General features: G+C 62.2%; 12 protein-coding genes and 2 tRNA genes. 12 read left to right on the top strand and 2 right to left on the bottom strand.

Annotated elements, in window-relative coordinates; all coding sequences use genetic code 11:
- Positions 1 to 341: 341 nt before the first annotated feature.
- On the bottom strand, positions 342 to 1,379 hold the full coding sequence (locus LBW87_RS18035; RefSeq protein WP_225202845.1) for a glycoside hydrolase family 16 protein: 1,038 nt from the start codon (positions 1,377 to 1,379) through the stop codon (positions 342 to 344).
- A gap of 333 nt (positions 1,380 to 1,712) precedes the next feature.
- Here LBW87_RS18035 and LBW87_RS18030 point away from each other — a divergent pair, with 333 nt between their 5' ends.
- From LBW87_RS18030 to LBW87_RS17985, 10 genes are all read left to right on the top strand, one after another.
- The gene (locus tag LBW87_RS18030) at positions 1,713 to 2,204 is read left to right on the top strand and encodes an MgtC/SapB family protein (RefSeq protein ID WP_225202844.1); all 492 of its coding nucleotides are present in this window, start codon (positions 1,713 to 1,715) and stop codon (positions 2,202 to 2,204) included.
- Complete coding sequence (locus LBW87_RS18025; protein ID WP_225202901.1) at positions 2,200 to 2,526, top strand: YnfA family protein; 327 nt, start codon at positions 2,200 to 2,202, stop codon at positions 2,524 to 2,526. The genes LBW87_RS18030 and LBW87_RS18025 overlap by 5 nt, the downstream gene beginning before the upstream one ends.
- Before the next feature lie 341 nt (positions 2,527 to 2,867).
- Positions 2,868 to 4,175, top strand: a complete 1,308-nt coding sequence (locus LBW87_RS18020) for an MFS transporter (RefSeq protein ID WP_225202843.1) — start codon at positions 2,868 to 2,870, stop codon at positions 4,173 to 4,175.
- Positions 4,176 to 4,186: 11 nt separating this feature from the next.
- Positions 4,187 to 6,760 (top strand): nitrite reductase large subunit NirB, encoded by a 2,574-nt coding sequence (gene nirB / locus LBW87_RS18015; RefSeq protein ID WP_225202842.1) that lies wholly within the window; start codon positions 4,187 to 4,189, stop codon positions 6,758 to 6,760.
- A gap of 90 nt (positions 6,761 to 6,850) precedes the next feature.
- Positions 6,851 to 7,210, top strand: coding sequence for a nitrite reductase small subunit NirD (gene nirD / locus LBW87_RS18010; protein ID WP_225202841.1), 360 nt, complete (start codon positions 6,851 to 6,853; stop codon positions 7,208 to 7,210).
- Between the two features lies 1 nt (position 7,211).
- Complete coding sequence (locus tag LBW87_RS18005; protein WP_225202840.1) at positions 7,212 to 8,459, top strand: NAD(P)/FAD-dependent oxidoreductase; 1,248 nt, start codon at positions 7,212 to 7,214, stop codon at positions 8,457 to 8,459.
- Positions 8,460 to 8,477: 18 nt separating this feature from the next.
- Entirely contained in the window at positions 8,478 to 11,237 is a 2,760-nt protein-coding gene (locus tag LBW87_RS18000; RefSeq protein WP_225202839.1) for a molybdopterin-dependent oxidoreductase, read from the top strand.
- A 67-nt stretch (positions 11,238 to 11,304) separates the two neighbouring features.
- Positions 11,305 to 11,381 (top strand) — tRNA-Pro (locus LBW87_RS17995).
- Positions 11,382 to 11,458: 77 nt separating this feature from the next.
- Positions 11,459 to 11,535 (top strand) — tRNA-Arg (locus tag LBW87_RS17990).
- Positions 11,536 to 11,758: 223 nt separating this feature from the next.
- Positions 11,759 to 12,457 (top strand): outer membrane beta-barrel protein, encoded by a 699-nt coding sequence (locus LBW87_RS17985; RefSeq protein WP_225202838.1) that lies wholly within the window; start codon positions 11,759 to 11,761, stop codon positions 12,455 to 12,457.
- 130 nt (positions 12,458 to 12,587) lie between these two features.
- Here the strand turns inward: LBW87_RS17985 and LBW87_RS17980 are convergent, their stop codons facing one another.
- Positions 12,588 to 13,061 (bottom strand): GNAT family N-acetyltransferase, encoded by a 474-nt coding sequence (locus tag LBW87_RS17980; RefSeq protein ID WP_225202837.1) that lies wholly within the window; start codon positions 13,059 to 13,061, stop codon positions 12,588 to 12,590.
- A 259-nt stretch (positions 13,062 to 13,320) separates the two neighbouring features.
- Between LBW87_RS17980 and LBW87_RS17975 the strand changes: the two genes are divergently transcribed.
- Positions 13,321 to 14,826 carry a DUF3300 domain-containing protein gene (locus LBW87_RS17975; protein WP_225202836.1) on the top strand — a complete coding sequence of 502 codons (1,506 nt, stop codon included), beginning with the start codon at positions 13,321 to 13,323 and terminating at the stop codon, positions 14,824 to 14,826.
- 220 nt (positions 14,827 to 15,046) lie between these two features.
- Positions 15,047 to 16,735, top strand: coding sequence for a peptide chain release factor 3 (locus LBW87_RS17970; RefSeq protein ID WP_225202835.1), 1,689 nt, complete (start codon positions 15,047 to 15,049; stop codon positions 16,733 to 16,735).
- Positions 16,736 to 16,835: the final 100 nt, after the last annotated feature.

The following is a 16,835-nucleotide window of genomic DNA, read 5'->3' as shown; positions in this document are numbered from 1 at the left end:
GGAAATCGCCCTCGATTTCGCCAGATATGTCAAAAAAAAGTACTGGGCACAGGACGCGACACAACGCCGCGCCTACGTTAAAAATCCGTACTGCGCTAACAGAGCAGGCACCAGATAACAAGTTCTACGACATCAGACGCAAATTGCTTGATGTCTCCAAAAACAGGCAATTGGCAAGAAATAAGCGACCTCACTGTGAACAACGGTTAGGCGTTCTTCTACTGCTTGTCAGCGCCTGCTGAATTACCTCCTTGATGGAGACGCTGGTTTGCTTGCCGGTCCATCACGCAAAAAGGGCCAGCGTAAAGCCGGCCCCGATCAGAAAAATTACAGCCGCACCATCATTTGCACAACAGCACACCCCGCGCATCCTTGGCGCATCCCGATGGTCCCGTGGTGCTGTAGGCGGCGACCCAATCCACCAGCATGCGTTGCGGGAACGGAGTGGTGTCATCGGCAAAGCCTTGCCAGTTTCCGCCCACGGCCATGTTGATCATCATGTAGAACGGCTTGTCCATTCCAGGCTTGGTGGCAATCTGCCCAATCGCAAGGCGGTCGTAGTAATAGACTATCCGGTCCGGCAACCACAGCACGCCATAACTGTGGAAACCAGCGGCAAAACCCGGCGAAGGAATCTTGCAGCCGGAAGAGGTCCCGGCTGCGGTGGCAGGATTTACCCAGTGTGCCGCGGTGCTGATGACGTTGGGCATATGCGCCGGCGCTTCCATGATGTCGATCTCGGGAGGCCAACTGCGATCGATCGGCAACATCCAGAATGCCGGCAGCAACGAGGGCGAACTCGGCACCTGCGCGCTCATTTCGAAATAGCCGTAAGTCTGCGCAAACATCTCGTGCGTGGACAACAGGCCCGACGTATAGGCGTGATTCCACACAGCAGGCATCAACGCCGGTGGCGTGCGGTCAGCCGTGATGGTGAGGACGCTATCGCTGATGCTGAAAGGGTTCAGGTTGAGCACCGTAGTGCCGGAGCCCTTGAAGTTAGGGTCGGTGTAGATATGCTGCTCGGGCGCCGATGGCTGGTAGCGCTTGACTTCCCAGTCGTAGCCGGTGAACTTGCCATTGGAAAAACCGCCATCGAGATGGGGCGCCCATTTTCCGGCGGTGCCATCGCCGTTGGCCAGGGCTGGCATGGTATTGAAATTCTCGACGAAGGTATTACGCATGGATGCGCTAAATACGCGCGGCTTGTCGCTGGTCCACTTGACGACTGGCTGGCAGGTCGCCTGGGGAGTCTCCCAGGGAATGTAAAGAATGACGTTATTGGCAGGAACCCGGGCCGGAAGCTCGGCGTAATTGGCCCCCGCCTGCACCTGCACCGAAAGGGATAACAGCAGTCCAGCTGCGACTTTGCGTTTCATGACAAACTCCTGAGTAACCTGAGGTTGATGTCGAAATCGAGCCCGATTTCACTAAGAGTGTAGAAAACACGCCTGGCGGAAAAAAGTATAAAAAGACATCAATTCGCAGCAACAATTAAAATCAGCAATGCGCTGTCAGACCAAGCGATTACTAATTCCAACTAAATCAATAAACCACCTATTTACGTAATCCGATTTGATAATAAAAAAACATTTTTCCTTCACCTCTTGAGCTGAGGATCGGATCAATGCACTATGGCGCTCACGCCTTAACCGGGTGCATTCCACGTTACCTCCTCAATCGACATTTCAAAAACCAGAACAGACCCCTTAATGACCGATCATTTAGAAATCTTTCTGCGACTTCTCATCGCTATGACCATCGGTTGCGTCATCGGGATTGATCGCAACCTGCGCGGCAAGCCCACCGGTATGAAGACGCTCGGACTGGTGGCGCTGGGTGCGGCACTGGTCACCATGGCCAGCATGAATTTCGTCATGGACTCCGATGGCGATCACCGCGATGCGGTCAGTCGCGCCATCCAGGGCGTCATTACCGGCATCGGCTTCCTGGGCGCCGGGGTGATCGTGCATGAGCGTGCGTCGGAAAAAGTACGCGGCCTGACCACGGCCGCGTCGATCTGGGTCACGGCTGCCGTGGGCATCGTGTGCGGCGTGGGGTGGTGGAAGGTGGCGCTGATGGCAACCGGACTGATCCTGTTGTTGTTTACAGTCGGTCGTCGGATCGAACACATGCTGCAGCACCGCTGGCTGGGCAAGACCCACGAAGAACGTGAACGCATCGCGGCGCGCGAAGAGGATTGAACCCATGAAGACACTTGGGTTTTATATGTTGACGGCCCTGGCCGAGCTGATCGGCTGTTACTTGCCGTGGCTGTGGCTCAGGCAAGACCGCAGCGCCTGGCTGCTGGTGCCGGCTACTGTCAGCCTGGCCGCCTTCGCCTGGCTGCTGAGCTTGCACGAAGCCGCCTCGGGCCGGGTCTATGCGGCTTATGGCGGCGTCTATATTGCGATGGCGCTGGCCTGGTTGTGGCTGGTCGACGGCATACGCCCGAGCGCATGGGATGTGGCTGGGGCAGGACTGGCGCTGGCCGGCATGGGCGTGATTGCCTTCCAGCCGCGCTGATCGAGCGGCCCAATCGCCGGCACGCGCTGCAATTGGGCGACGCACCGCACCATTTGCGCGCAGGCCCGCACCCAAAATCATCATGAAGTGATATATCCATCCTCAATGCCCTTTCCCATGGGCATCCAGCCTTAGTCTCTTTCCCTCTGTAACGCCCGTCGCAGCGCCAAAACCACGTTGCTGGCACGGCCTTTGCATGACCTGTCGCAGGATCAAAGGCGATCCAACCAATTTTTGATGCCGATCTAACGATGGATCAGCAGCGCACAAGGACAATGGCGTCCGCTTGACCGGGGTAACCCGGACTCGAGCGGACGCCATTTTGCTTTTAAGGAAACGAAATGAGCAAAGCCACCCGTATCGCACTGTTTTCCCTGGGCACACCCCAGATGCGCGCCTTCCATCTGACCTGGCTGGCGTTCTTCGTCTGCTTCTTCGCCTGGTTTGCCTGCGCCCCGCTGATGCCGCTGATCAAGGGCGAATTCGGCCTCGATGTCGGACAGATCGCCAATATCAATATTGCGGCAGTGGCGGTCACCATCCTGGTGCGCCTGATCATCGGCCCGATGTGCGACCGCTTCGGCCCGCGCCGCGCCTACACCGGCTTGCTGCTGGTCGGTGCGCTGCCGGTCATCGGCGTGGCGTTCGCGCAAAGCTACGAGAGCTTCCTGTTCTTCCGCCTGCTGATTGGCGCGGTCGGTGCCAGTTTCGTGATCACGCAATATCACACCTCGGTGATGTTCGCGCCCAACGTGGTCGGCACCGCCAATGCCGCCACGGCCGGCTGGGGCAACGCCGGCGGCGGCGTGGCGCAAGCGGTGATGCCGCTGCTGGTGGCGGCGCTGCTGATGCTGGGCGTATCGCATGGCTGGGGCTGGCGCGTCGCGCTGCTGGTGCCGGGCGTATTGATGCTGATCATGGCCGCGCTGTACTGGCGCTTCACCCAGGATTGCCCTGAAGGCAACTACGATGCGCTGCGCGCCGCCGGGGTGTCGATCGACAATGCCAAGAAAGGTGGCTGGGCCAGTTTCCGTGCGGCCGCCGCCAACTATCGGGTCTGGATGCTGTTCATCACCTACGGCGCCTGCTTCGGGGTCGAGATCTTCATCCATAACATTGCCGCCATCTACTACGTCGAGCACTTCCAGCTGTCGCTGGCCTCGGCCGGCATCGCTGCCGCCAGCTTCGGTCTGCTGGCACTGTTTGCCCGCGCGCTGGGCGGCTACATCTCTGACCGCGTGGCGCTGGCCGGCGGCCTCAACCGTCGGGCCCACCTGCTATTCGTATTGATGATCGGCGAAGGCCTGGGCCTGCTGTGGTTTGCGCACGCCGGCAGCGTCACAGGCGCCGTCGTGGCCATGCTGTGCTTCGGCATGTTCACCCACATGGCCTGCGGCGCCACCTACGCGCTGGTGCCCTTTATCGATCGCCGCGCGCTGGGCGGCGTGGCCGGCATCATCGGCGCGGGTGGCAATGTCGGCGCGGTGCTGGCGGGGTTCCTGATGAAAGGCATCGGCAATACCCAGCAAACCCTGTCGGCGCTGGGCGTGCTGGTGACGGTGTCGGCACTGTGCGCCGTCGCGGTTCGCTTTACCACGTCCGACAAGAACGACGAGCCGGTCGCCATCGATAACAAAGTTACTGCCTGAGGAGGATTCCCATGAACATCATCGTCATCGGCCACGGTATGGTCGGCCATAAATTCCTGGAATGCCTGGCAGAAAGCGGCGCCCCCGACCTCAAGGTCACTATCCTGTGCGAAGAACCGCGACCGGCCTATGACCGGGTGCACCTGTCCGAATTCTTCGCCGGCAAGAGCGCCGCCGAATTGTCGCTGGTGGCCCCCGGCTTCTTCGACAGCGGCCGCAGCCCGGTCCAGTTCGATCTCAAGCTGAACGCCAAGGCGCAACGCATCGATTGCGTGGCGCGCACCGTCACCGTCAATGTCGATGGCGTCGAGCAGATCCTGTCCTACGACCGGCTGGTGCTGGCCACGGGCTCTTCCCCTTTTGTGCCGACCGTCGCCGGTAACCAGCGCCGCGATTGCTTCGTCTATCGCACCATCGAAGACCTGGAAGCCATGCTCGAATGCGGCCAGCGCTCAACCAGCGGCGTGGTGATCGGCGGCGGTCTGCTGGGGCTCGAATGCGCCAAGGCCTTGCGCGACATGAACCTGACGACCCACGTGGTCGAGTTCGCCCAGCGATTGATGGCGGTGCAGATCGACGAACACGGCGGCCGCATCCTGCGCCAGAAGATCGCCGACCTGGGCGTGACCGCCCACACCCAGAAGAACACGCTGGAAATCGTCGACGGCCAGCATCACACGCACCGCATGAACTTCGAGGATGGTAGCCATCTCGAGACCGACATGATCGTGTTCTCGGCCGGCATCCGCCCACGCGACGAACTGGCCCGCGATGCCGGCCTGGTGGTCGGCGAACGCGGCGGCATCAGCATCGACAACAGCTGCCTGACCTCGGATGCGCGTGTCTACGCCATCGGCGAATGCGCCTTGTGGAATGGCCGCATCTTCGGCCTGGTAGCGCCCGGCTACGATATGGCGCGCACTGCCGCGCGCCACCTGCTGTCGCATCTTGACCAAGCGGCCGAGGTGCTGCAGTTCAATGGCGCCGACATGAGCACCAAGCTCAAGCTGATGGGCGTGGACGTGGCCAGCATCGGCGACGCCCACGGCAAGGAAGCTGGTAGCCGCTCGTTCCAGTTCACCGACGAGCGCCGCCAGATCTACAAGAAGATCGTGGTGTCGGAATCGGGCAAGCATCTGCTGGGCGCGGTGATGGTGGGCGACGCCGCCGAATACGGCACGCTGCTGCAGATGATGCTGAACCGGATCGAATTGCCGGAGTCGCCGGAGTTCCTGATCCTGCCGCAATCGGATGGCAAGGCGAAACCAGGCCTGGGGGTGGACGCCCTGCCAGATTCGGCGCAGATCTGCTCGTGCAACAACGTCTCGAAGGGCCAGTTGTGTGCGGCAGTGGCCAGTGGCGTGTGCAGTGTCGGCGAGCTCAAGGCCTGCACCAAGGCCGGCACTGCCTGCGGCGGCTGCGTGCCGCTGGTGACGCAGGTCATGAAGGCCGAGATGAAGAAGCAAGGCCTGGCCGTGAACAACCATGTGTGCGAGCACTTCCCGTTTTCGCGCCAGGAGATCTATCACCTGGTGCGGGTGGGCAAGATCAGGAGCTTCGACGAGCTGCTGCACAAGCACGGCCACGGCCTGGGCTGCGACATCTGCAAGCCGCTGGCGGCCAATGTGCTGGCATCGTGCTGGAACGACTTCGTGCTCAAGAAGGAACACGCCAGCCTGCAGGACAGCAATGACTACTTCCTGGGCAATATCCAGAAGGACGGCACGTATTCGGTCGTGCCACGCATGGCCGGTGGCGAAGTCACGCCGGACGGCTTGATCGCGGTCGGCAGCATCGCCAAGAAATACGGCCTGTACACCAAGATCACCGGTGGCCAGCGGGTCGACCTGTTCGGCGCCCGGGTAGACCAGTTGCCCGACATCTGGGAAGAACTGATCGCCGCCGGCTTCGAGACCGGCCACGCCTACGGCAAGTCGTTGCGCACCGTGAAGTCGTGCGTGGGCTCGACCTGGTGCCGCTACGGCGTGGGCGACAGCGTCGGCTTCGCAGTGCGCCTGGAGAACCGCTACAAAGGCTTACGCTCGCCGCACAAGATCAAGTTCGGCGTCTCGGGATGCACCCGCGAGTGCGCCGAGGCGCAGGGCAAGGATGTCGGCATCATCGCCACCGAAAAGGGCTGGAACCTGTACGTGTGCGGCAACGGCGGCATGAAGCCGCGCCACGCCGAACTGATCGCGTCGGACCTGGACGAAGCCACCCTGACCCGCTACGTCGATCGTTTCCTGATGTTCTACGTACGCACTGCCGACCGCCTGCAACGCACCAGCACCTGGCGCGAAAACCTGGAAGGCGGCATCGACTACCTCAAGAGCGTGGTGATCGATGACAAGCTGGGCCTGGCCGCCGAACTCGAAGCCGAGATGCAGGAGGTGGTCGACACCTATGAATGCGAATGGAAGAAGGCCGTGACCGACCCCGAGACGCGCAAGCGCTTCCGCCACTTCGTCAACAGCCGCGCAGCCGATGGCAATATCCGCTTCGTGGAAGAACGCGGCCAGATCCGGCCGGCGACCCAGGCCGAAAAGAAATTGCTTGAGATCGCGGTGGTAGCGGAGACGGCGTAACAGATACGCCAACACGCGATACGCCGTCGCCCTGACCAACGTCGGGACCCGGCGTCTTTAACAAACGGAAAGACAGTCAGCGGAGCCACCATGCATAGCGACCAACAGATAACCCACTGGACCCCCATCTGCAGCCTGGACGAGATCGTTCCCAACACCGGCGTGTGCGCGCTGGTCAACGGCCAGCAGGTGGCGGTGTTCCATGTGATCGATAGCACCGCCGGCGGCCAGGCGCGGGTATTTGCCATCGGCAATTACGATCCCAACTCGGAAGCGGCCGTACTGTCACGCGGCCTGGTGGGCAGCCTGGGCGAACGCATCGTGGTGGCCTCGCCTATCTATAAGCAACATTTCGACTTGCAGACCGGCGAGTGCCTGGAAGCACCCGCCAACTCGGTCAATGCCTGGCCGGCCCGCATCGAGGCCGGCCAGGTCTGGGTCGGAGCCTGAGATGCAGGCCCCGGTCTCGACAGCCACTGGCAAACCCGCGCTGGTCGTCATCGGCAACGGCATGGCCGGCATGCGTACGGTCGAGGAGCTGCAGAAGCTGGCCCCGGAGCTCTACGACATCACCGTGTTCGGCGCCGAGCCGCACGGCAATTACAACCGCATCTTGCTCTCGCCGGTATTGGCCGGCGACAAGAGCATCGATGACATCATGCTCAACACCCGCGACTGGTACGTGCAGAACCACATCACGTTGCACGCCGGCGACCCGGTCGAGCATATCGATCGTCGCCGTCGCGTGGTGCGTTCGCGCAGCGGCATCGAAGTGCGGTATGACCGACTGTTGCTGGCGACCGGCTCGACGCCGTTCATCATCCCGGTGCCGGGCCATGATCTGCCCGGCGTGATTGCCTTTCGGGATATCCAGGACGTCAATGCCATGCTCGAGGCGGCGCGCCATCATCGCCATGCGGTGGTGATCGGCGGCGGCCTGCTGGGGCTGGAGGCGGCCAACGGCTTGATGCGCCAGGGCATGGACGTGACAGTGGTGCATGTGGCCGACACGCTGATGAATCAGCAACTCGACAAGCCGGCCGCCGACCTGCTGAAGAAGGCCCTGGAAACCAAGGGATTGCGCTTCCTGTTGAGCGCCAACACCGCCGCCATCGTCGGCGACGAACGCGTGAGCGCGGTGCGCTTCGCCGACGGCAGCGAGATCGCGGCCGACCTGGTGGTGATGACCGCCGGTGTGCGCCCCAACATTGCGCTGGCCAAGTCGGCCGGCCTGCATTGCGAGCGCGCCATCATCGTCGACGATACCTTGCAGACCTATGATCCCCGCATCTACGCAGTGGGCGAATGCGTGCAGCACCGCCGCGCCACCTTCGGCCTGGTGGCGCCGATCTGGGACCAGGCCCGCGTGGCCGGCGCCCACCTGGCCGGCGCCGGGCATCGTCGCTACGTGCAGCAGGCCACCGCCACCAAGCTCAAGGTCACCGGCGTGGATCTTTATTCGGCGGGTGACTTCATCGGCGCCGACGATACCGAGGACCTGGTGTTGCGCGACCCGCGTCGCGGCATCTACAAGCGGCTGGTGTTGCGTGGCAACCAATTAGTGGGTGCCGTCTTGTATGGGGACGTCAAGGACGGCCCGTGGTACTTCGAGCTGATACAGAGCGGCCGGGACATCTCGGCCTGGCGCCGTGAACTGCCGTTCGGCCAGGCCATGTGCCAGCAGGAACAAGCCGCATAGCGCACAAGGAAAACCATCGTGAACCTCTCCCGCACACCGATCGCGATTGCCGTGACCACCACCCAGACCACCTGCCCCTATTGCGGCGTCGGCTGTGGCGTGTCGGCATCGATGAAGGCCGACGGCAGCATTGGCGTGGCAGGCGATGCCAAGCACCCGGCCAACCTCGGGCGACTCTGCGTGAAGGGTTCGGCGCTGGGCGAGACGGTCGACCTGGACGGCCGCCTGCTGGTGCCGCAGGTGCGCGACGAACAAGGCGTCATGCAACGCGTGAGCTGGGACGCGGCGCTCGACCAGGTCGCCGGCAAGCTCTCTGCCATCGTCGCCGAACACGGGCCGGATGCGGTCGCACTATATGTATCGGGCCAGTTGCTGACCGAGGACTACTACCTCGCCAACAAGCTCATGAAGGGCTACATCGGCAGCGCCAATATCGATACCAATTCACGCCTGTGCATGTCGTCGGCCGTGGCCGGCCACAAGCGCGCCTTCGGCGAAGACCTGGTGCCGCTGGCCTACGAAGACCTGGAACTGGCCGACCTGGTGGTGCTGGTGGGGTCCAACGCGGCCTGGTGCCACCCGATCCTGTTTCAGCGCATCGCCAGAATCAAGGAAACCCGACCCCACGCAAAGCTGGTGGTGATCGACCCGCGCCGCACCGCCACCTGCGAACTGGCCGACCTGCACCTGCCGGTCAAGGCCGGCACCGATGTCTGGCTGTTCAATGGCTTGCTGAGCTACCTGGCCCATCGCGGCGCGCGCGACAACGCCTTCATCGCCGCCCATACCAACGGCTTCGACGAGACGCTCGCCACGGCCGATGCCGATTGCGCCGACCCTGCGACGGTGGCGCGCATCTGCAAGGTCGAGCTGGCCGACCTGCTGGATTTCTACGAATCGTTCGCCCAGACCGACAAAGTCGTCACCGGCTTCTCGATGGGGGTGAACCAGTCCTCGGCCGGCACCGACAAGGTCAACAGCATCATCAATTGCCATCTGCTGACGGGCCGCATCGGCCGCCCCGGCATGGGGCCGTTCTCGATCACCGGCCAACCCAATGCGATGGGGGGCCGGGAAGTCGGCGGCCTGGCCAACATGCTGGCGTCGCACATGGACCTGGACAACGCCCTGCACCGCGACATCGTGCAGGGTTTCTGGCAATCGCCGCGCATCGCCGAGCGCCCCGGCTACAAGGCGGTCGACCTGTTTCGCGCGATCGAGGACGGCCGCGTCAAGGCGGTCTGGGTGATGGCCACCAACCCGATGGTCAGCCTGCCCGACGCCGACCTGGTGCAGCGGGCGCTGGCCAGGTGCGAACTGGTGGTGTCGTCCGACGTGATCGAAAAGACCGACACCAATGCGCTGGCGCATGTGCTGCTGCCGGCACTGGGCTGGGGCGAGAAGGATGGCACCGTGACCAACTCCGAGCGCCGCATTTCGCGCCAGCGCGCCTTCCTGAGCGCCCCCGGCGAAGCGCGGGCGGACTGGCGCATCATCTGCGACGTGGCGCAGCGCATGGGCTTTGACGGCTTTGCGTTTGACAATGCGCAGCAGATCTTCGACGAGCACGCGCGCCTGTCGGCGCATCGCAATGGCGACGCCGCGCCAGAAGCGCACCGGGTGTTCAACCTGGCCGGGCTATGCGGCATGACGCGCCAGCAATACGATGCGCTGGCGCCGATCCAGTGGCCGGTAGAACGCGGCCCCGATGGCAGCGTCACCGGCACGGCCCGCCTGTTGCAGGACTACCGCTTTACCCATGCCGATGGACGGGCGCGGCTGGTGCCGACGCCGCCGCGCCAACCGGCGCATGCCACCGACGACGACTATCCCCTGGTGCTCAACACCGGCCGCGTGCGCGACCAGTGGCATACGATGACCCGCACCGGCAAGTCGGCCACGCTGGCCAATCATATTCCTGAAGCCTTCATCGACATCCACCCGCAAGACGCGCTGCTGTACGGCGTGCGCGAAGGCGGACTGGCACGCATCAGCAGCCGCTGGGGCGCGATGGTGGCGCGGGTGCAGCACGGCGGCGGCATTCCCCGCGGGACCGTGTTCGTGCCGATCCACTGGAACAACCAGTCGGCCTCCGACGCCCGTGTGGGGGCGCTGGTGAATCCGGTGGTCGATCCGGTCTCGGGCGAGCCCGAGTTCAAGCACACGCCGATTGCCATTGAAGAATTCCGGGTGGCATGGCACGGCTTCATCCTGACCCGCCATCGGCTGGCGCTGGATGACATCACGCACTGGACTCGCGTGCAGGGCCGCGACTTCACCCGCTTCGAGCTGGCGGGGCGCAAGCAGATTAGCGATCACGGGCAATGGGCGCGTCGACTGCTGGGCGTGGACGACCTCGACGCCGACTGGCTGGAATACGAAGATCGCAGCGCCGGCCAGTATCGTGCCGTTCATGTGGTCGATGACCGCATCGACATGTGCCTGTTCCTGTCGAGTCGTCCCGACCTGCCCTCGCGCGCCTGGCTCGCCGGCCTGTTCGCCAAGCCGCAACTGGACGAAGCCGATCGGGTCGGCCTGCTGGTGGGCCAGCCTATCGAAAAAGGCGTCGATGCCGGACCGACCGTGTGTTCCTGCTTTGGCGTGGGCCGCAATACCATCTGCGACACCATTCGCAGCAAGGGGCTGACGCAAGTCAATCAAGTGACGGCGTGCCTCAAGGCCGGCGGCAACTGCGGATCGTGCGTACCGGAGATAAAGAAGCTATTGGTCGAGGTGCGGGTGATGGCTTCCGAAGCCCGGCCGGCGACGGCGAATTGAAAAATAATTCATTTTTTCTCGCAGAGGTGTTGACCGAAGTAAGACCCTTTGCTATAGTTGCGTTCTTCGGAGTGTAGCGCAGCCCGGTAGCGCACCTGGTTTGGGACCAGGGGGTCCAAGGTTCGAATCCTTGTACTCCGACCACACGAAAACGGGCTGTCCTTTTGGACAGCCCGTTGTCTTTTCCGGAATCGGTTTTATAACATCGACCGATCCCGTCTCTGCCCTTAGCTCAACCGGATAGAGCAACGGCCTTCTAAGCCGTAGGTTAGGGGTTCGATTCCCTTAGGGCAGGCCAGTTTAATTCCGCATCCCGCGTTACCCGTTCCCCATTACCGGCCATTGTTTCCATCCCCGGTGCAGCCCCCCCCCTCCCCCTTTTGCAGGCTCGTCACCCAACTCCATCTGGTTGACCTCATATCTTCACGCCACCTGCCACTCCCAGACTTTTCTCATATCTCGCTTTCAGACGACTGTCTACAGTGACGAACTTGATCAACGATTGAGCAGGCCACACGGACATGAACAAGCATCGTCATTGCATCCAGCCGAATAACAGGACAACTACCCCAGCGCTTGCTGCCGCATACGACAGCAGCCACCAACAGCACTCACCCGCTGCCTCGACACGTTCTATCGCAATCGCATTGAGCATTTGCGTTATTGCTCTTTGTGCCGCCGGCACTGCCTCGGCCAACGAGAAGAAACACTGGTATTTTGGCGGCAGCATCGGCTCTGCAAACAATACGCTTAGCGGTGAAAACTCACCCAAGGGTTCAACCGAAAAAATCGCCGCGACGGGCTTCAAACTGTACGGCGGCTACCAGTTCAACAAAAACTTTGCCGCAGAACTGGCATACATCAATTTCGGGAAATACAGTTCGGTGTCGCCAGACTGGCGCATTACGGCAAAAACGACCGCCCTGGGAATGAGTGCAGTAGGCACGCTGCCACTGTCGACAAATTTTTCAGTGCTCGGCCGGGCAGGCGTTCTCGCCAAGATGGTCAACGCTGACGGGCGCCACGTGACTGATCGCCAGATCTACACCATGAAGTCCACTAAAGTGGCGCCATTGTTCGGTGTCGGCGCCGAATATCGCTTTACGCCCGCGATATCCTTGCGCGCTGAATACGAATACGTCGGCAAGACAGGTTTCGGCGACGAAAAACTCAAGCTGGCCAACGACCTCTTATCCATCGGCTTGCGGGTTCGATTCTAATCAGGCCCGATGCAAATACAAAAAGCCGGACAACTGCCTTGTCCGGCTTTTTTTCGTCAGGCGGGGCAAACAGTGACCGGCCTCCGTCACGCCGGAAGCGCGATATCAGGTCGCCCTGCTCACTAACACTTCACTTGTCGGCGCCCTCGCCGTTCAGCCGCACCGTATAAATATCGGGACGCGAAATCTGCCACACCAGATCGCCGCGATTGATGGCCTCGAAGCCACAGCGTGCATACAACCATGGCGCGGTGCTGGTGGTGAGCATCACGCGGCGCAGCTTTTGCAGTGTGGGATGCAAATTGGCCGACTCGATCATCCAGCGACCCAGGCCGTCGCCGCGCAAGGCTTCGACGATGAACACATCGCACAGGTAACCGAAGGTGGCGTGATCGGTCACCACGCGGGCGAAGCCGACCTGCTCCTGACCGCGATAAAGACCAAAACAGAGACTGTTTTCAATCGAGGTGCGCACCGTATCGATATCGATATCGGGCGCCCAGTTCGAACGCGTCAGTACGCTGTGGATCAGTGGGATGTCCAGTCGCGCGGGGTCGGTGTCGATCACAAACTCGTCGCGGCGCCAGATCAGGTGTTCACTCATGGGTTTCCCTAGGGTAAAGGTCCGAACGCTGACTATGCTGCATTCGCAAATAATCGAAATCATGCCACAGCTGAGCCGCTTCTTGCAGTGCCCTGGACCACTGCAAATCATTTAGTCGCCCAAGCCCATGCATTGAAACATTGCTTGCAATTCGGTTACACCTTGCAGCGTCAGGTTGCCAGACCATGACAACATTCATCTAGCTATAGTCGACAATATGTCGATAGCAGCACACAGCACAACCCACAGGAGAGATGACGTGAACAAAAAATCCCTGGCCTGGAGCGCCTGCCTGGTGTTTTCACTGGTGTCCGGCATGCCCATGGCGCAAGCGCAATCGGCCTACCCTGCGCCGCCACCACCGACCTATAGCCAGCAACAACTGGACCAGATGCTGGCGCCGGTGGCGCTGTATCCCGATTCGCTGCTGGCGCAGGTACTGATGGCGTCAACCTATCCGCTCGAAGTGGTGCAGGCGCAGCGCTTCGTCGAAGCCCGCCCGGGACTGCAGGGCGATGCACTGGCACGTGCGGTGGCTCCCATGCCGTGGGACCCGAGCGTGAAGGCGCTGCTGCAGTTTCCGTCGGTGCTGGCCATGATGAACGACCGGCTGGACTGGATGCAGCAACTGGGCCAGGCCTTCCTGTCGCAGCAGCCGGTGGTCATGGATACGGTGCAGCAGTTGCGTGAACGGGCCCAGATGGCAGGCACCCTGCAATCCGGACCGCAGCAGCGGGTGCTGGTCGAAGAACGTACCATCGTGATCGAACCGGTCAATCCGCAACTGGTGTATGTGCCTTATTACAACCCGGTCGTCGCCTACGGCAACTGGTGGTGGCCCGCTGCGCAACCGGTCTACTGGGCGCCGCCGCCACGTTATCGGCCGCCCAACTACAACCCGGGCATCACCGCCAGTATCAGCTTCGGCAGCGCCGTCGGGGTGTTGCATGCGGTCTTTGGTGACGCACGGCCAGACTGGCGCCAACGCCAGGTGCTGGTGTCGCAGACCCGCATCAACAATGTCAATAATGTGAGCAATGTCACCAACAACGTGACCATCAACCGCAATGTCACCGTCAACCAGCGACCAGTGGTCTGGCATCACGATCCGCGTCATTCGGGTGGACGCGACCAGCCGCGCGCCGATGGCCGTCCCGGCAGTCCACCTCCACCAGCCAATGTGGCGCCACCGGCGCAGCAAGCGCAAGCAGCACCAGCAGCAAGGCCGGCAGCCCCGCCACCGCAACCGGCACGCATGCCCGATCGTGACGGACCGCGCCCGCAACCGGCTGCCGGGCTCAGTCCGCAGCAACGGGTGATCGAGCAGGACCGCGAGCGTGAACGGATGGTGCGAGAACAGACGGCAGAACGCGAACGGACCGTCCAGGCCCAGCAACGCCAGCGCGAACAGCAGGCCGCCCAGCAGGGTCAATTGCAGCAGCAACAACAGCGGGATCGCGAACAGGACCGACGCCAGGCACAGGAACAACGCCAGCAGCAGGCTGAACAAGCGCGCCAGGATCAGCACCGCGCACAACAGGCACAACAGGCGCAGCAACGACAGCAACAAGAGCGCCAGCAACAGCAGCAGCACCAACAACAGCAACAGGTTCAACAGCAGCAGCGCGAACAGCAAGCGCAGCAGCAGGAGCGCCAGCAGCAGCATCAACAGCAGGCGCAACAGCAACAACAACGGCAGCAGGAGCAACGCCGCGACCGGGATAACAACGAGCGGCGCCAGGAAAGGCGCGACGACCAGCGTTGATGCACGACAATGCCGCAGCCTGAAGGCTTGAAAGCTGCGGCGGCGCTGGCGGATCAGTTATAATCGCGCTCTTTCCAGAGCACCTTTTCGCAAAGCCGCGCCGGCTTGACGGCTACGCATGGCATGACCGATCGAGGGTTGGGATTTCCAGCCCTTTTTTCATTGGTCGCCGCATCCAGACGCCCGTTTGCCGCGCTTTGCCCGAACCGACTGATCCGACATGCAAGAACCCAGCAACGACCAAGACCTCGCCGCCGACGGCGCCGGGCAACCGACTGAAGCGTCGGAGGCCGGCAGCCGCCGCGCGCCGGCCGACCTCATCACGCGCGAAGTGGCGCGCCGCCGCACCTTCGGCATCATCTCCCACCCCGACGCCGGCAAGACCACGCTGACCGAAAAGCTGTTGCTGTTCTCGGGCGCGATCCAGCTGGCCGGTACCGTGAAGGCCCGCAAGAGCGGCCGCCACGCCACCTCGGACTGGATGGAAATCGAAAAGCAGCGCGGCATCTCGGTGGCCAGCTCGGTGATGCAGTTCGAATACCGCGACCACGTGGTGAACCTGCTCGACACCCCGGGCCACCAGGACTTCTCGGAAGATACCTATCGGGTGCTGACGGCGGTCGACTCGGCCCTGATGGTGATCGATGCTGCCAAGGGCGTCGAAGAGCAGACCATCAAGCTGCTCAACGTTTGCCGCATGCGCAACACGCCCATCATCACCTTCATGAACAAGATGGACCGCGAAACCCGCGATCCGCTTGAACTGCTCGACGAGCTCGAATCGGTGCTCAAGATCCAGTGCGCACCGGTGACCTGGCCGATCGGCATGGGCAAGAACTTCCGCGGCGTGTACCACCTGCTGCGCGATGAGATCATGCTGTTCAAGGCCGGTGAAGAACGGGCCAACGGCGACGTCGAGATCATCAAGGGCATCGACAATCCCAAGCTGGCCGAGATGTTCCCGCTCGAGATCGAGCAGTTGAAGATGGAAGTCGAACTGGTGCACGGTGCGTCGCACCCGTTCAACCTGGACGAGTTCCTGGCCGGCATCCAGACCCCGGTGTTCTTCGGCTCGGCGATCAACAACTTCGGCGTGCGCGAAATCCTCAACGCGCTGCTGGACTGGGCCCCCGGTCCGGGCGGACGCGACGCCACCGTGCGCAGCGTCAATCCGACCGAAGAACCGTTCTCCGGCTTCGTGTTCAAGATCCAGGCCAACATGGACCCGGCGCACCGCGACCGCATCGCCTTCTTGCGGGTGTGCTCGGGGCGCTTCGAGCGCGGCATGAAGCTGAAGCACCTGCGCCTGAATCGCGAGATCAAGGTGTCGTCGGTGGTGACCTTCATGGCATCGAGCCGCGAACAGGTCGAAGAGGCCTATGCCGGCGACATCATCGGCTTGCCCAACCACGGCAACATGCAGATCGGCGACAGCTTTTCCGAAGGCGAACTGCTGCAGTTCACCGGCATCCCCTACTTCGCGCCGGACTTCTTCCGGGTCGCGCGCATTCGCAATCCGCTCAAGATCAAGCAGTTGCATAAGGGCTTGCAGCAGTTGGGCGAAGAAGGCGCGGTGCAGGTCTTCAAGCCCGTCACCGGCAGCGACCTGATCCTGGGCGCGGTCGGCGTGCTGCAGTTTGAAGTGGTCGCCAGCCGCCTGTTGAATGAATACGGCGTCGATGCCGTCTTCGAAGGCACCAGCATCAGCAGCGCGCGCTGGGTCACCTGCGACGACAAGAAGAAACTGGCCGATTTCGAGAAGTCATCGGCCGGCGCCAATCTGGCAGTCGATGCCGCCGGCAACCTGGCCTACCTGGCCAGCTCGGGCGTGAACCTGCGCCTGACGCAGGAGCGCTGGCCTGAAGTCGTGTTCCACGCCACGCGGGAACACGCGGCCAAGCTGGACTGATTCTGAGGTTCAACAGCCCTGCTGCTATTGGAGGGCGCTGAAAGTCGCCGGGCCCTGACTTGCGTCAGGGCGACGGAGGTGAGGGTTAAACTATTGCGTC

This window comes from Herbaspirillum sp. alder98, assembly GCF_020179755.1.
Lineage (GTDB): Bacteria > Pseudomonadota > Gammaproteobacteria > Burkholderiales > Burkholderiaceae_D > Herbaspirillum.
The sequence above is the reverse complement of the archived record's forward strand: the minus strand, read 5'-3'. Positions and strand labels throughout refer to the sequence as shown.

Bases quoted from the DNA above. Each gene is read 5' to 3' on its own strand.
- nirB (WP_225202842.1), top strand. From the start codon at position 4,187: ATGAACATCATCGTCATCGGCCACGGTATGGTCGGCCATAAATTCCTG.
- LBW87_RS18030 (WP_225202844.1), top strand. From the start codon at position 1,713: ATGACCGATCATTTAGAAATCTTTCTGCGACTTCTCATCGCTATGACC.
- LBW87_RS18005 (WP_225202840.1), top strand. From the start codon at position 7,212: ATGCAGGCCCCGGTCTCGACAGCCACTGGCAAACCCGCGCTGGTCGTC.
- LBW87_RS17980 (WP_225202837.1), bottom strand. From the start codon at position 13,061: ATGAGTGAACACCTGATCTGGCGCCGCGACGAGTTTGTGATCGACACC.
- LBW87_RS17985 (WP_225202838.1), top strand. From the start codon at position 11,759: ATGAACAAGCATCGTCATTGCATCCAGCCGAATAACAGGACAACTACC.
- nirD (WP_225202841.1), top strand. From the start codon at position 6,851: ATGCATAGCGACCAACAGATAACCCACTGGACCCCCATCTGCAGCCTG.
- LBW87_RS18035 (WP_225202845.1), bottom strand. From the start codon at position 1,379: ATGAAACGCAAAGTCGCAGCTGGACTGCTGTTATCCCTTTCGGTGCAG.
- LBW87_RS17970 (WP_225202835.1), top strand. From the start codon at position 15,047: ATGCAAGAACCCAGCAACGACCAAGACCTCGCCGCCGACGGCGCCGGG.
- LBW87_RS18020 (WP_225202843.1), top strand. From the start codon at position 2,868: ATGAGCAAAGCCACCCGTATCGCACTGTTTTCCCTGGGCACACCCCAG.